General features: G+C 40.7%; 12 protein-coding genes. 4 read left to right on the forward strand and 8 right to left on the reverse strand.

Annotated features, from left to right (window positions below; genetic code table 11):
• Nucleotides 1-40 precede the first annotated feature (40 nt).
• On the reverse strand, nucleotides 41-913 hold the full coding sequence (gene folD / locus CAL6303_RS17105; protein ID WP_015199070.1) for a bifunctional methylenetetrahydrofolate dehydrogenase/methenyltetrahydrofolate cyclohydrolase FolD: 873 nt from the start codon (nucleotides 911-913) through the stop codon (nucleotides 41-43).
• 283 nt (nucleotides 914-1,196) lie between these two features.
• On the opposite strand from folD, the gene CAL6303_RS17110 reads away from it, so the two are divergent.
• The 4 genes from CAL6303_RS17110 (at nucleotide 1,197) to CAL6303_RS28585 (ending at nucleotide 7,564) form a co-directional block, all read left to right on the forward strand.
• The gene (locus CAL6303_RS17110; protein ID WP_015199071.1) at nucleotides 1,197-1,568 is read left to right on the forward strand and encodes a hypothetical protein; all 372 of its coding nucleotides are present in this window, start codon (nucleotides 1,197-1,199) and stop codon (nucleotides 1,566-1,568) included.
• 46 nt (nucleotides 1,569-1,614) lie between these two features.
• The gene (locus CAL6303_RS17115) at nucleotides 1,615-2,046 is read left to right on the forward strand and encodes an NUDIX hydrolase (protein WP_015199072.1); all 432 of its coding nucleotides are present in this window, start codon (nucleotides 1,615-1,617) and stop codon (nucleotides 2,044-2,046) included.
• Between the two features lie 141 nt (nucleotides 2,047-2,187).
• Nucleotides 2,188-3,141 carry a DUF1822 family protein gene (locus CAL6303_RS17120; protein ID WP_015199073.1) on the forward strand — a complete coding sequence of 318 codons (954 nt, stop codon included), beginning with the start codon at nucleotides 2,188-2,190 and terminating at the stop codon, nucleotides 3,139-3,141.
• A 157-nt stretch (nucleotides 3,142-3,298) separates the two neighbouring features.
• The gene (locus CAL6303_RS28585) at nucleotides 3,299-7,564 is read left to right on the forward strand and encodes a filamentous hemagglutinin N-terminal domain-containing protein (protein ID WP_015199074.1); all 4,266 of its coding nucleotides are present in this window, start codon (nucleotides 3,299-3,301) and stop codon (nucleotides 7,562-7,564) included.
• Between the two features lie 176 nt (nucleotides 7,565-7,740).
• On the opposite strand, the gene CAL6303_RS17130 is transcribed toward CAL6303_RS28585, so the two are convergent.
• The 7 genes from CAL6303_RS17130 to CAL6303_RS17160 form a co-directional block, all read right to left on the reverse strand.
• Nucleotides 7,741-8,097 (reverse strand): VOC family protein, encoded by a 357-nt coding sequence (locus CAL6303_RS17130; protein ID WP_015199075.1) that lies wholly within the window; start codon nucleotides 8,095-8,097, stop codon nucleotides 7,741-7,743.
• A 3-nt stretch (nucleotides 8,098-8,100) separates the two neighbouring features.
• Complete coding sequence (locus CAL6303_RS17135) at nucleotides 8,101-8,664, reverse strand: thermonuclease family protein (protein WP_015199076.1); 564 nt, start codon at nucleotides 8,662-8,664, stop codon at nucleotides 8,101-8,103.
• 469 nt (nucleotides 8,665-9,133) lie between these two features.
• Entirely contained in the window at nucleotides 9,134-10,534 is a 1,401-nt protein-coding gene (locus CAL6303_RS17140) for a ferredoxin:protochlorophyllide reductase (ATP-dependent) subunit N (protein WP_015199077.1), read from the reverse strand.
• Between the two features lie 74 nt (nucleotides 10,535-10,608).
• Nucleotides 10,609-11,310: a DUF5331 domain-containing protein gene (locus CAL6303_RS17145; protein ID WP_015199078.1), complete on the reverse strand. Its 702-nt coding sequence runs from the start codon at nucleotides 11,308-11,310 to the stop codon at nucleotides 10,609-10,611.
• Between the two features lie 31 nt (nucleotides 11,311-11,341).
• Entirely contained in the window at nucleotides 11,342-12,208 is an 867-nt protein-coding gene (gene bchL / locus CAL6303_RS17150; protein WP_015199079.1) for a ferredoxin:protochlorophyllide reductase (ATP-dependent) iron-sulfur ATP-binding protein, read from the reverse strand.
• Between the two features lie 1,265 nt (nucleotides 12,209-13,473).
• Entirely contained in the window at nucleotides 13,474-13,722 is a 249-nt protein-coding gene (locus CAL6303_RS17155) for a TIGR02450 family Trp-rich protein (RefSeq protein WP_015199080.1), read from the reverse strand.
• A gap of 223 nt (nucleotides 13,723-13,945) precedes the next feature.
• On the reverse strand, nucleotides 13,946-14,836 hold the full coding sequence (locus CAL6303_RS17160) for an N-acetylmuramoyl-L-alanine amidase (RefSeq protein ID WP_015199081.1): 891 nt from the start codon (nucleotides 14,834-14,836) through the stop codon (nucleotides 13,946-13,948).
• Between the last annotated feature and the right edge of the window lie 163 nt (nucleotides 14,837-14,999).

The following is a 14,999-nucleotide window of genomic DNA, read 5'->3' on the forward strand; positions in this document are numbered from 1 at the left end:
GAATCGGACTATTTATTAATTTAAAATCTAAAGTCCAGATCTAAAATTTTTTCAGATAGGTTGAAACAGTATTTTGCAATAACATCGCTACTGTCATTGGACCAATACCACCAGGAACCGGGGTGATATATTCTGCCACCCTAGCTGCTGACTCAAAATCAACATCACCGACGAGACGGTTTTTACCATTGACATCAGTGATACGGTTTATTCCCACATCTACCACAATTGCGCCCGGTTTAATCATATCGATGGTAATAAATTCGGGAATACCAATTGCCGAGATCAGAATATCAGCATTTTTAGCAATGCTGGTTAGATCCTGGGATTTTGAATGGGCTACAGTGACTGTGGCATTAGCTTCTAGTAACATTAATGCCAGTGGTTTCCCCACCAGGATACTGCGTCCAATAACTACAGCTTGTTTTCCGGCTACGGATATTTCGTATTCTGCCAACAGTCGCATTACCCCCGCTGGGGTACAACTGCGTAACCCAACTTCACCCCGCACTAAATGACCCAAATTTACTGGGTGGAGTCCATCAGCATCCTTATCTGGCAAGATGCGGTGGAGAAGTGCGATCGCGTCTAGGTGCTGGGGCAGTGGTAGCTGAACTAAAATACCGTCTACTTTTTCATCTTGGTTCAGGGTATCAATTGCTGCTGCTAATTCTTCTTGGCTCGTTTCTGTGGGAAAATGCTGACCAAAGGAAGCAATACCAACATTTGTACAGGCTTTTTCCTTCCCCCGTACATAGGCAGCAGATGCCGGATTGTCACCAACCATCAACACTGCTAAACCTGGAGGTCTACCAATTTGAGATTGTTTTTGTTGAATTTGTTCAGATAGTTCCTCCTGGATTTTGGCGGATAACGCTTTACCATCAAGTATTTTGGCTGTTTTTGTATCCATAAGTTCTCAAGGTGATGCTTTGTGGTTTTTTAATTCAAAATAGTTGTAACTTTATGGCAGAAAATACATAACTGAACAAAGATGTATGGTGTAAGGGGAAACAAGAGGATGCTCGCAATGTTTATTTGAGTATTGTTTGCCTTCTCATTGCTTATTTCCCAAACCACATTCTTTATCTTCTCAGATTCAAGCAAATTGGTCATTGATAATTATTAATTGGTATTATCAGGCTGAATTCGTCATTGTTCAACATATTCAAACTTTTCCCCAAACTTAGGGTGTTATGCGACAAGCAAACAATTTTTATGATTCTTTATCGGTTGGTTACTGGGGATTATTCTGTTTGATTTTGGCAGGATTAACAGGTTGCAGTAATCTTAACCTGGCGACTATTGGTACTAATATCACTCCCATTCGTGATCTCACACCTCAAAAAAACAATGTTACGGTTTATATCCAAGGAAAAATTGAAAAACATGCTCCCCTACTAAAGAAGCATGTTTACCAACTTGATGATACAACTGGAAAAATCTGGGTATTAACCAATCAACAGAACTTACGTGTGGGGTCACAAATCGTGATTAAGGGTCAAGTACGCTACCAAAGTATACCCTTGGGCGGCAAGGAATTAGGGGAATTTTACTTAGAAGAATAGTGATATTATATACTTTGAATTTTGTTTTTAAAATTAAGAATTAATTATGAATAGTCAACGGAAAGAAGTAGCGATCGCTATTCTCCACCAACAGGATAAATTTTTGATGCAACTGCGCGATAACATCCCCAATATCCTCTATCCTGGTTACTGGGCTTTTTTTGGTGGACACATTGAACCAGGTGAAACCCCAGAAATCGCTGTTCAACGAGAAATCCTCGAAGAAATCGGCTACACTCTTCCCCCTAGTTTTGCTTTTTTTGATACTTACTCAGACGAGCATGTGATTCGTCACGTTTTTCATGCCCCTTTAGAAGTAGAATTTTCTCAATTAGTCCTCAACGAAGGTTGGGATATGGGTTTACTAAGTTTAACAGAAATTCAACAGGGTAACTTTTATTCCCCAATTGCCAAGGAAAACCGACCCCTAGGACCAATTCATCAAGGGATTTTATTAGATTTTATTAACTCTAGGTAATTTAATTCACATCCCCGACTTCTTTGAGAAGTGGGGATCTGCAACTCCCAAAATTAGAAGATATTGGTTCTTTCCTGCATAATGTTCACAAATAGCGATGATATGTAGATAGCAGATTTTTCCATCGGAGAGTCAACAATCATGCGTGCTATATTTAAACGGGAAAATTCAGCTTTATCATTACCCATTGTGCAAGCTGCTCGTACCTATGCACAACAATTTGCCCAGCAGCAAAACTCTCCTGAAAAATCTCAGCAAGTACGTTTAAATACCTTGGCAGTGTGGGTAGTAAGAGACTACTTGCAGATGATGGATATTCCTACTGACTTAGTAAATAGTCAAAGCTGGAACTCAATGATGCGGATGATTGCTGATATTGCGGATTTAGAGTTACCAGGTATTGGATGTTTAGAATGTCGTCCGGTACAAAGTCAACAAACAGAGTGTTATGTTCCTCCAGAAACTTGGGAAAATCGAGTTGGATATGTGATTGTTGAAATTGATGATGCTCAACTAACAGCCAAAATCCTCGGATTTGTTCCTCAAGTTAAAGATGAATATCTTTGTTTAAATCAGATATTGCCGATTGAAGATTTATTTGAGCATTTAGAATTATTAAAAGTTGCACGATTGGGAATAGTTACTAACTTAAGTCAGTGGTTTCATGGAATATTTGAAATAGGTTGGCAAACCTGGGAAAATTTGTGGAACCAGCCAGATTTGCTAACTAATCTAGGTTTTCGCAATTCTGGTATTTCAGCAGAACAACGTAAGTCTCTATCTATCACTCAGCGTGCCAAGCTGATTAATTTGGGTACTAATATTATCCCGATAAATCTGGTGTTAGTTGTGGAAATTTGTCCCCAATCGGGAGAAAGAACCCATATTCAAATTCAATTATACTCAATTAGCCGCGTTTTACCTTCAGGGCTAAAGTTGGCTGTACTTGATGATTGTGAAACGATATTTTTAGAAGTAGAAGTTGAAAGTAGCAAAAATCAGATGCAATTGCAATTTAACGGGGAAGCAGGAGAACATTTTTCTCTGAAGATAGAGTTAAATAATTATCAAATCACTGAGAAATTCGTGATTTAGAACTAAATTTTTTCAGGCTTTCTAGATCCCCCATTTCTTTAAGAAGTCAAGGATATGAGTATTCGCTACAAAACCGATATATAGGCTTTAAAAAGAATAAAAATAGTGATATATGTAACTTCAGCAGTGCGTATTTACAGTATCTGAAGGTTAGCTGATGAGCAGATTACACTTATTATTTTCCAGCGTGTTTTTATACAATTTAATATTATTTAACAATCTCCCCGCGAAAGCACAAATTACACCTGATAGCACCTTGGGGAACGAATCTTCGCAAGTTAATCCCAATGTGTTAATTAAGGGTTCTAATGCAGACCAAATCAATGGTGGTGCAACCAGAGGAAGTAACCTTTTTCATAGTTTTAGTGAGTTTAATATCACAGATGGGCAAAGGGTGTATTTTACCAATCCCTCTGGGGTATTAAATATACTAACGCGGGTGACTGGGAAGAATTCGTCAAGTATTTTCGGGACTTTGGGTGTTGACGGAAATGCCAATTTGTTTTTGATGAATCCCAATGGTATCTTATTTGGGAAAAATGCAAGTTTGGATGTTCAAGGAAGTTTTATCGGGACAACGGCAAACGGTTTAAAATTTGGGAATCAGGGAGTTTTTAGCGCGACAAATCCCGAAGCACCAGCTTTGTTGACGATTAATCCGAATGCGTTGGCATTTAGTCAGCAACAATCGGGTGCAATTACCAATCAATCCCAAGCACCTGCGGGAATTAATCCAGATGGGAATCCGGCTACAGGGTTGCGTGTACCCGACGGCAAAAGCTTGTTACTTGTGGGTGGTAATATTAACTCTGATGGTGGCAGATTCCGAGCCTATGATGGTCGAGTTGAGTTGACGGGTTTGGCTGCACCGGGAGATATTGGGTTAAATGTTGCTGGAGATAATCTCAGTTTAAATATTCCCAATGATGCTAGCTTTGCAGATGTATTCCTAGGAAACGCTTCGCCGATTAGTGTTTTTGGCGATAAAGGTGGAGAAATTGCCATTAATGCCAGAAATATCAGTATTGACAATTCCTTTTTGTTGGCAGGAATATCCGTAGGTAGGGGAACCCCGACAACTCAAGCAAGAGATATCAATTTGAATGCTACTGGTTCAATTTCTATTTCTCAAAATAGCTTTATTGATAACTCAGTTACAGGAAATGGTAAAGCAGGTAATGTATTTTTGCGAGCCAAAGATGCTATTACAGTTGACAGTAGTGGTATTTACAGTAACGTAGATGCTACTGGCATCGGTAGTGCTGGGAATATCAATATTAAATCCGCTTCTTTAAACCTCAAAAACGATGCTTCCCTGACTAATGGTATTTTTGGACAGGGGAATTCTGGTAATATCTCGCTGGAAATCTCTGACGGGATACAACTTTCCAACGCTTTCATATTCAACAATATTGCAGCGGGGGGTGTCGGTAATGGTGGGGAAATAAATATTAATGGGGGTTCCCTTTCCTTAACTGATAGTTCACAAATTCAATCTGCAACTCAAGAAACTGATGGTAATTTGCCAGCAGGACGGGGGAATACAGGTAACATTAATATTAACGTCAAGGGTAATATTAGTTTTACTAAACCTATACCAGGACAAACAAACGGGATTGTGACTTTAGTGGGTGTAGGTGCAATAGGTAATGCTGGTAATCTGACTATCAATGCAGATTCGCTGGAAATTAAAGAGGGTTCGGAAATTCAAGGTAGTACCCGTGGTAAAGGAAATGCGGGAAACATCACGATTAATACCCGTGATAGTGTGGTTTTAGATGGTAAAGATAGGGAACAACGTTTTTCTAGTCGGATTATTACCGCAGTTCAACCTGGTGCTGAAGGTAACGCAGGGAATATTAATGTCAATACTGGCAACTTAAACATAACTAACCGTGCTTTCTTGAGTAGTGCTACTCTCGGGAAAGGGGATGCTGGAAATATTACGGCTGATGTTCGGGATGCTACCAAAGTGGAAAATGGGGGCTTTATAACCACTAATGTCTCCGGTGTAGGTGATGGTGGAGATATTCGGCTGAATACAGGAACCCTGTTTATGACTGCTGGTTCCTTATTATCTACTAACGCCCTCGGACAAGGTAATGCAGGTAATATTACTGTTAATGCCAGAGAAACAATAACATTAGATGATGTGACAGGAGATAAGCTAACTGGGATTCAAAGTGGTTTACTTCAGGGTGTGGGTAAGGCTGGCAATATAGATATTACAACAGGCTCACTATTCGCCATAAATGGAGCGGCATTGTTGGCTAGTAGCAACGGGCAAGGAAATGCAGGTAATATTACTATTAATGCCCGTGATGTAGTTAGTTTTGATACTTTTTTAGGAAATGAGTTTGGCAGTGGAATCGGAAATGAAGTGGGTTCTAATGCTGTTGGCAATGGAGGAGATATTAGGATTAGCGCGAGGGAAATATCTTTTAAAAATGGTAGTCAAATTAATGCTTCCAGCTTTGGACGAGGAAATGCAGGTAACATTATCATTGATGCCAAAGATAAAGTCAGTTTTGATGGAGTTGGTGGTAGTTTTCAAGTTTCCAGTGGTGCGAACACCATTACTGCTAAAGAAGGGCAGGGTGGTGATATTTCGGTAAAAACCGGAACCCTTTCTTTAACTAATGGTGCTCAAATTAATGCCAGTACATCAGGAAAAGGTAATGGTGGTGATATTACCATTGATGCACGCGATCGCATAAATTTTGAAGGTATTGGTAGTAATCAAAACTTCAGCGGTGTTTTTTCCCTCGTCCAAGCAACAGGTGTAGGAAAGGGAGGTAATATTAACGTTAATGCAGATTCTGTGGCAATAAGCGATCGCGCTCAAATTAATGCTAGTACTTTTGGGCAAGGAGATGCAGGTCAAATATTTCTCAACATTAATAATGCACTCACACTCAACCAAGGTTATATATTGAGCAGTGTTTTTGCTGGAGGTGTGGGAACTGCTGGAGATATTAATATTAGAGCAAGTACTTTATCACTTACCAACGGTTCGGAAATTGATTCAGTTTTAGCTAGATCCTCACAAGGAAAACCAGCAGCAAGGGGAAGAAGCGGAAATATTCGTATTGATGCAACTGATGCAATTACTCTTTCTGGTATCAGTAACCGAGGATATTCTAGCGCTTTATTTACTTCTACTGACAGAGGAACATCAGGAGAAGCTGGAAATATTACTGTGAACACAGGTAATTTTACAGTTAGTGATGGGGCAATTGTTTCGGCTGCAACCTCCAACTCAGATAATGGTGGCAACATTACAATTAATGCCAAAAACTTTACAGCTATCAATGGTGGACAATTAGCTACAAATACCCGTGGTAGTGGTAACGCTGGCAGCATCAAGCTGAATGTTACAGACAAAGTAACGATAACAGGCAGTGATCCCAATTTTAGCGATCGCGTGACCAAAGTAACCCAAAGATTACAACAACCTGGAGAAACCGACCAACTCAAGGACGTAATTTTCAATCAAGGTGCTGAAAGTGGACTTTTTGCCAATACTGAAGTTGGTTCCACAGGTAGAGGTGGTAGTATTTTCATTGATCCACCCCAAATTAACATCACAGATGGGGCAAAGGTATCAGTGAATAGTGATGGTACAGGAGATGCAGGCAATATTTTCATTATTGGGGATACTCTGAGGCTAGACAATGGTGCCACAATCTCTGCCCAAACTGCCAGTAGCCAAGGTGGTAACATCAATTTAGAGCTTGCAGATTATTTACTACTGCGTGGTGGAAGTTTTATTTCAACTACCGCAGGTACAGCCCAAGCCGGGGGTGATGGTGGTAACATTACCATAAATACACCCTTCATCGTCGCGGTACCCAACGAAAACAGCGATATTTCAGCTAATGCTTTCACAGGGAAAGGTGGTAACGTAAATATCCAAACCCAAAACATCTTTGGTATCGAAGCAAGTCCCAAACCAAGTAACCAAAGTGATATCACTGCAAGTTCCGAACTTGGTGTACAAGGACAGGTTTCAATCCGCAAACCTGATGTAGATCCCAATCGAGTTTTAGTGGAGTCACCTGAAGTCTTCAAAGATAAAAGCGATGAACTAAATCAGCTATGTGGTAGAAATGGAAAACCTTTAGGTAGGTTTGTTGTTGTTGGAAAGAATGGCACTATCCAATCAAATCCTGTAGTAAATATGATCTCCGGCGAGCTTGATTTAACTCAACTTGCTACTTTGGATAGTAGTAATTATACTGAGCGAGTCAATCAACTTCCAGATAATTTGATGCAACAAAAGCCAACTCCAAACAGAATTGTGGAGGCTCAAGCTATAGTTCGGGATGCCGATGGAACTATACACTTAGTAGCAGAAGCACCTAATGCAACACCCTACTCTCGCCCTGCGGTATCTGCCTGTGCGGATGTCGGCAAACGATAATTGAAAATCCCAGCCGTCGCCCTAGAAGGGTGCGGCTAATCGGACAAAGCCCACCTCCGTGGGCTAAAAAATTCAGTCCACGGAGGTGGACTTCGTATCGATAGCCCCAGGCTGTAAGCCTGGGGCGTTATGTCGGGTATGCTAGATAACTGTTTTCATTAATATTCGACTGGTTTCTAGGCGCTTAATTCTATAGTATTTCCATCTGGGTCTTGAGTAAAAATAGCTGAACGACCGGACGCACTAAGTTGAAAAGGAAAGTTATAATGGGATAGCTGCTTTTTAGCGGCATCTAAGTCGGAAACTGAAAACGCTACGTGGGGGTTGCGACCCCATTTTTCGTGTTTAGGTTGCTTTGGTGCGTCAACATCAACAATGAGGTGAAGTTGATTGTCTCCAATTTGGTACCAAGCACCTGGATATTTAAGAACTCGATCTATTTTCACAAGTCCTAATACATCAGAGTAGAAATGTTCGGCTTTTTCTAAGTCGGTGACAATAATTGCCGTGTGCAAAAATGTAAGAATTTGCATGTTCTATTTACCTAAGCTGCGATACTCCCAGGGATTAACAAACTTAGCATCTCCCCAAACACCACGTTTTTGTTGTTTTGCTTCCGCTTCTGCTTGTTCTACGATAGCTCGACTGGGGCATTTATTGAGATAGGGACGGTAAACTTTTGCTAATCCTTCTCGAATCAGGACTTCTTGGGCAAAGGTACCATCCTTGAGTCTGACTTCGGCAACTTTGCGTCCATATCTATCACTATCGGTGATCTTGAGGGTAACGCGATCGCTATTTTTCTGAATCAGGCTTTTTAATCTTGCTTGGGCTTTTTCGCCCCATCCAAACTGATTGCGATCGCTTAAACTTTTACTATCCCTTTCTTTCTTAGAATGGGGAACTTCGGGTGCATCCATACAGGCAAAACGCACGCTAAATTCTTGTCCATTGGCTTGTTTGACTTTTATCGTATCACCATCGCTGACTCGTTCTACTAAGTCACCGCTGGGTGGAAAAATTTTGTCACACCCCATCAAACCCATGGTGATGATAATTGCACATAGCGAAATTAAGGTTCGTGTGTTCAACTTTTGCATCCACAATATCCCAATTCTGTGCAATCATACTATATTCAAATACACCTGGGTTAACGTAAATTTTTTTGTCATTGCGAGTGTCTTAGTGTAGCAATCACAGGATCTCGGACTGTCTTAAGTTAACCGTATTGTCTTATCAGAATTATATTTAATTCTCCAAAAAGATAAGAACAAACTTCTAACGCACCAACTTCTTGTGAATGGTACGTTACGACGTTCCGTCTTTTCTTGGATGCCGTCAGGCTATACGCACCCTACGTATATTTCAAAATCAGATACTAGTCCTACATCTTCTTAGCTGTTAGCTAACAGCCAATTTAGCAACATTGGGGGGTCTAATTCCCCTGCAACTAACAAGCAGTTTTCTTACAAAGTTAAGTGGAGGCAAAGCCCCCACGAACGAGTGCGCTGTTTTGTAATGGGGATTTAACCCCGACACAAAACATACTTATTACTTATTACTTGTTTTTTAAACCTTTGCATCTTCCTTAACTAATTTATCCCAACCCAAATCTTTGAGATTAGTATTACGACGCATTGGACGAGTTACCAATTCCAAGATATCCCGTGCATTTCCAAAGCCGTGAATTTGGGCAAAGGTAAATTCTACCGACCATTTAGTATTAACTCCCCTAGCTTCTAACGGGTTAGCATGTGCCATTCCGGTAATTACTAAATCGGGTTTGAGTTCGTTAATCCGCTGCAACTGGTTGTAATTATCGGGCTTTTCAATAATCTTCGGTAATGGGGCACCCATTTCATTACAGGTTTGTTCCAGCAATGCCAGTTCTGCGGCTTGGTAGCGCTTGTCCATGTAGGGGATGCCAATTTCTTGAACAATCATGCCACAGCGCACGAGAAAGCGGGCTAAGGAGATTTCCAAGAGGTTATCACCCATGAAAAATACCGACTTGCCGCGAATCAACTTAACATAATCTTCCAAACCTTCCCAAATTTTGGCTTCCCGTTCATCCATACCTTGGGGAGTAATATTAAACACCGAGCAGATTTTCTCCACCCAAGCGCGGGTACCATCGGGACCAATGGGGAAGGGTGCGCCAATTAACTTACATTTGCGGCGACGCATCAAGGTTGTGGCGGTGCGGCTGAGGAAAGGATTCACACCAGCGACATAATATCCTTCTTCAATGGTGGGTAATTCAGTAAAGCGTTTAGCAGGCAACCAACCAGAAACCTTGATGCCTTGTTTTTTGAGTTCCAGGGTTAACTGGGTAACTACGGGGTCAGGAAGTGAGCCAAACAACACTAAAGGCGGATGATCTACGTATTCAGACTCTTCTCTGGCAACATCATCTTTCTTTTTACCAAAATTGAGAAGTTTGGAAATAGCGTTTCTTTCTTCTTTCTCGGTTTCCATCACTGGAGAATTCTCTGGACAGCGGTTTGCCATTGCTGCCAAGACAGTATCTTCACCTTGGGTGAAAGCATAATCTAAACCATTGGCACGGGCAACTACAATGGGGATACCAATTTCACCTTCAAGTTTAGGTGCTAAACCCTCCAAATCCATCTTGATAATTTCGGTGGTGCAAGTACCAATCCAAACGATTACACTGGGATTGCGATCGCGCTTTATCTGCGTACACAATCTTTTCAACTCTTCATAATCATTCAACTGCGCCGAAATATCCCCTTCTTCCAATTCTGCCATCGCGTAGCGAGGTTCTGCAAAAATCATTACCCCCATCGCATTTTGCAAGAAGTAACCACAGGTTTTTGTCCCAATTACCAAAAAGAAGCTATCTTCAATTTTCTGATACAGCCAAGCGACACAGCTAATAGGACAAAAAGTATGATAATTACCTGTTTCGCAATCAAAAGTTAAAGCTTGTGATTCTGCAATGGTCATGTTTGATTTTTCTCCCCTTGATTTTTTAAAGTTAGGAATTACAAGTTGTAAACCCGAATTCCTAACTATTTTTTTTAAGCGTTGGGGAAGAGACGGGCAATCTCCGAATCGTCAAAAGCCCCACTTCCAAACTCTTCCCCTAGTAACATTTCCCCGTCATCTTTCCCTCTAGATGCAGAGTTTTCCTCACCCCAAACATCTACCAAGACATTCCCAAAACCGCTTTCCTCGTCAATACCACTGATTTCTTCCATCTCCTGGTAATCGATTCTGCCCTGTTTTGGTGTGTCCAAAGAAATATCTGCAAATTCATGACTTGATGTCGCTACTGACATCGGATGTGACTCAATTTTGTGATTCTCTTGGCTAAATCCAGAAATATCACCAAATTCATCGTCATTAATTTCGTCGATACCATCCAAGGAAATTTCTTCATCTACCATCATCTGGTTTGGATCGGATTCACCCAAACCAGATTCAACTTCATGGGTTCCATGGTTGCCCAGTGCAATATCTGGATCAAAATTCAAACCCAAAACTTCTACCAAGGTGTCAGCATCAGGATTTAACTTAGAAAAAGGCAGCATCAACTGCGCCAATTTTGGCTCTAGGGCGTTCGCTACTCCTAAAATCAGGTAAGAAGGTGGTCGCTTACCGCCATCGGGCGTGTAGACAGATTCTACCTGCATGTGTAGCTTAATCCAATCGCGGTTAGCTTGAAAAAAATCTAACCACTTTTGCTTTAGAGATTCCGTAAAGCTGTAAAAGAAAGCCATGTTGTCTGCCATCCTGAAAACTAAAGATGATTTATACAATCATCAAGTCTAATTCCTCTTCCGGATTAGGAACCTGTGGTTTACGCGGATTTAAGTAAAAATCAGATAACAAAGTAAATAATTCCCGATCTGGTGAATCATTGGGAACTACACCTTCTGGACGCGCCAAAATTTGGTCAGCAATGTTGAGATAATAGTCGCAAACGTAGTTCAGAGAAGGATCCGACTCAGCCATTTCAAACAAAGTTTTACCTTTGACGCGGGAAACACGGATGTCTTCAATTAAAGGTAAAACCTCTAAAACTGGCATTGGTACTGATTCAATATATTTGTCGATTAAATCGCGCTTGACGGTACGGTTGCCAATTAAACCAGCTAGACGCAGAGGGTGAGTTCTCGCTTTCTCCCGTACTGATGCGGCGATACGATTTGCAGCAAACAAAGCATCAAAGCCGTTATCGGTAACGATCATACAGTAGTCAGCATAATTTAATGGAGCTGCAAAACCACCACATACAACGTCACCAAGGACATCAAATAAAATTACATCGTACTCATCAAAAGCATTTAGCTCTTTAAGTAATTTTACGGTCTCACCAACTACATAACCACCACACCCGGCACCAGCAGGAGGACCACCCGCTTCTACACAATCAACACCACCATAACCTTTGTAAATTACGTCTTCAGACCAAACATCTTCGTAGTGATAGTCTTTTTCTTGGAGCGTATCAATAATTGTCGGAATCAAAAACCCAGTCAAAGTAAAGGTGCTGTCGTGCTTAGGATCGCAACCAATTTGCAAAACTTTCTTACCCCGTCTTGCCAAAGCTACTGAGATATTACAGCTAGTTGTGGATTTACCGATACCACCTTTTCCATAAACAGCTAGTTTCACCTTTGTTTGCCTCTTTAAAATAGTTGATTGTCAAACTTTTGGTTGGATGAAAACGGGTATTGGGTATTGGTTTTCCCTCACACCCCACATCCTTGAGGACGCTTGCACCCTTTTTCAAGTTGGATATTTAAGTCTTCGAGTCTAATTGTTGTCATAGATGCCCTAGAAAGGAAAGGGGCTATTTTATTAAGTTGGGCTGATAATGGATGATTTAAAGACTAAAGAAGATTATGGTAGTTTATTAGCGCTTTAAAACTCTAAAAAGTCCTAAAAAACCTTTTTTAAAATTTTTTGCTCATTTTTTTTATAAAATTAGTTGCAATAAACAAAAAAAGTTTACAAATAACATAGATGGCTAAAACAGAACTCTCCATACTGGTTTTGAGTTCAATCAAATGTTGAATTAAAAGCAGTTGGCGATTCAAGAATAAGCTGCGTAGCAGCTAAATCCTATAAATTAAAAAACTATAACCTTTGTGGTGCCCAGAGAAGGGGTTCTGGGGAGATATTCTTTCCGGCAAACTAAGCCCTGCGGACACGCTAGGCGAACGGAGCATCTTGCCCGCTTTAGATATACAAATTAGGCACTTCACAGCTGACTCTAGGGACATGGCTGTTTGCCCTAATTTTAGGGCGATATAAAAGTTGGATCAACCAAAAACAGGAAATTCTCATCAAACTCAAGAGTCTAGGCTCCCTCTCTTGTCTGGGCTGGAAACGCAGCCTTAAAATCTATATTCCTTGGCAAACACAACGAGCAACTTATGCCAAAACTCAAGTTAAATTCCCTTTCTCATCTCATTTCCAGCCAGATGCTACCCCTACCAACACCTCTGTTGTATTCTTTTTCAAATTCTTATTATCTCTAAACCCCAGGAAAGTCACTCAATATCTACACAATCCCATCAAGCCCTGCAAAATCGGTTAATCAGACAAGGAAAATATAAATACTTATTACAATAGACTGAGAATATATATAAACTAGTGGCACGAAGATCAGCCAAAACTCATATCTAGAAGACTTTCTAGGCTCCATCTGGGGAAAGTATTCCCAGAGACTCTACCTAAGTAAAGTCCCCGTCACAAAACTTGCTTGAGACTTCTTTTAACCAAACTTGGGGAATTCCCCACGGCTCTATAGCCTGGGGATGGATAGGCAAGATGGGGTACTTCACTTAATATCTTGATCGAAGAATCGCTGAGAAGCCGACACTCACCTGTTCCCGCTTCGCGTTTCCGAAGGGTAAGGGAGTGTGTGGAGCATGTCACTCTTCCGCACCTGCTTGGATTTCTTGTAAAGACTGCCAACCAGGTTCCCACTGAGAACGATCTTGTAATAAGGTTGCATTTAACCAAAAACGCACTTCTGGATCACAAGACGCAACCATTTCAGCATAAACCCACTTACCTTGATTCTTGCGGTTAATAACTTGAAAATGTCTCCAGCCATCAATTTTTCGCTGTGCTGTCCATTTGGAAGCCAGGAGATAGGGAAATTTCTGTTTTTTGGGCATGATTTCGGCAATTTTCTGTTTCTAAACTTCGTCTATTTTGAGAACCGTAGTTTGTAACTCAAGATTCTGAGTAGGCGTAGCCAGCACTACTGGCTGATGCTAGTGTGGGACAAGCCTATCTGCGTCTAACTTACGTCGTTATGACAAAACTGGACTTTTAATCATGGACGAGGTTTATAACTCAGAAGATAAAACTAAGTTAGACAAACATTTTAACTGTTGACTAACCCTTAGGTATATTTGCTTTCCTAAAAGAGTGCAGCACACTAAAAAAGCGATCAAAGTCAAAACTTACCGGATCAATTCTTTGTCCAGAGCGATCGACACTACGATGAGTGGTGATTCTTTCATCGGGAACTTCACTTTGAGCAATTAGCCAAGCTAAAGAATTATACTGAGCATCTGTATATCCACTGTGGCTCGATACATTTTTATTCCACGCATCTGGGGGAGTTTCTAAAGAAACATGGTAGGCAAAATTATTTACAGATGGTTTGAAATTCCGGCTAGTTTGAACCGTTTCCAAACCATTAGCAGTTTCAAATACCGAGTTGCCTGCACCAAAAGCGCGTTTATCTGGAGGAACCAAGTAAACAACTTGTCCCGATAAGGTAATTAGGGTGTGGTAACTAACTTGTTTTGTTTCGTCGTTCTGATTATTAGTAAATGTATTTACGGCGCTTTGTGCAGAGTTTGAAGTCTCATGAAGGACAATAATTGGTTGGTTGTAAACAGGTACACCATTAATATCGGTAGCAAAGCGTTCTCCGTAGTTACTGGGATCTGCCCACATAACTACGTATTGAGGGGTATAGTTTTTGAAAGCAGAAGTAGTCTTGAATAAGGGTTGTGGCGAGTTCTGAAGTTTTGTTTTGGTGGGAGCGGGTGTTTTTGTTACTTTTGCTTGAGAAGTAATTATTGGTTTTGGCTGATTTTTTTCTGCCTGTTGAACCTCTACCTGGGAAGGGTTCCAAGATTTAATATCGGAAATTAGATTTGATGCTGGTTCCTGACTAGGCTGTACGGTGTCTTTACTACCAAATAGAAGTCCAATTAGGGTAAAAACTACTAGAGAGATTATCAGTAACCTAGTTATCCAGACGCTATCTCGCATTTTCCCCAATTCTTTTGCGAACTACTAGTTTTACTATCTCTTTTTTTATCGTTTCTAGGCAAGTGTTATTGATACTAATTTTGAATACCTCTTGATAGGCGGATTTTCAATCTTTTTTGAAATATTTCTCATGGATGAGATGGACTCTTAATTTTTCGTTACA

The sequence above is a fragment of the Calothrix sp. PCC 6303 genome, assembly GCF_000317435.1.
Classification (GTDB): Bacteria; Cyanobacteriota; Cyanobacteriia; order Cyanobacteriales; family Nostocaceae; genus PCC-6303.

What these genes read in the sequence shown, in the direction of transcription:
- folD (WP_015199070.1), bottom strand. Translation starts at nt 913, where the DNA reads ATGGATACAAAAACAGCCAAAATACTTGATGGTAAAGCGTTATCCGCC.
- CAL6303_RS17110 (WP_015199071.1), top strand. Translation starts at nt 1,197, where the DNA reads ATGCGACAAGCAAACAATTTTTATGATTCTTTATCGGTTGGTTACTGG.
- CAL6303_RS17115 (WP_015199072.1), top strand. Translation starts at nt 1,615, where the DNA reads ATGAATAGTCAACGGAAAGAAGTAGCGATCGCTATTCTCCACCAACAG.
- CAL6303_RS17120 (WP_015199073.1), top strand. Translation starts at nt 2,188, where the DNA reads ATGCGTGCTATATTTAAACGGGAAAATTCAGCTTTATCATTACCCATT.
- CAL6303_RS28585 (WP_015199074.1), top strand. Translation starts at nt 3,299, where the DNA reads ATGAGCAGATTACACTTATTATTTTCCAGCGTGTTTTTATACAATTTA.
- CAL6303_RS17130 (WP_015199075.1), bottom strand. Translation starts at nt 8,097, where the DNA reads ATGCAAATTCTTACATTTTTGCACACGGCAATTATTGTCACCGACTTA.
- CAL6303_RS17135 (WP_015199076.1), bottom strand. Translation starts at nt 8,664, where the DNA reads ATGCAAAAGTTGAACACACGAACCTTAATTTCGCTATGTGCAATTATC.
- CAL6303_RS17140 (WP_015199077.1), bottom strand. Translation starts at nt 10,534, where the DNA reads ATGACCATTGCAGAATCACAAGCTTTAACTTTTGATTGCGAAACAGGT.
- CAL6303_RS17145 (WP_015199078.1), bottom strand. Translation starts at nt 11,310, where the DNA reads ATGGCTTTCTTTTACAGCTTTACGGAATCTCTAAAGCAAAAGTGGTTA.
- CAL6303_RS17155 (WP_015199080.1), bottom strand. Translation starts at nt 13,722, where the DNA reads ATGCCCAAAAAACAGAAATTTCCCTATCTCCTGGCTTCCAAATGGACA.
- CAL6303_RS17160 (WP_015199081.1), bottom strand. Translation starts at nt 14,836, where the DNA reads ATGCGAGATAGCGTCTGGATAACTAGGTTACTGATAATCTCTCTAGTA.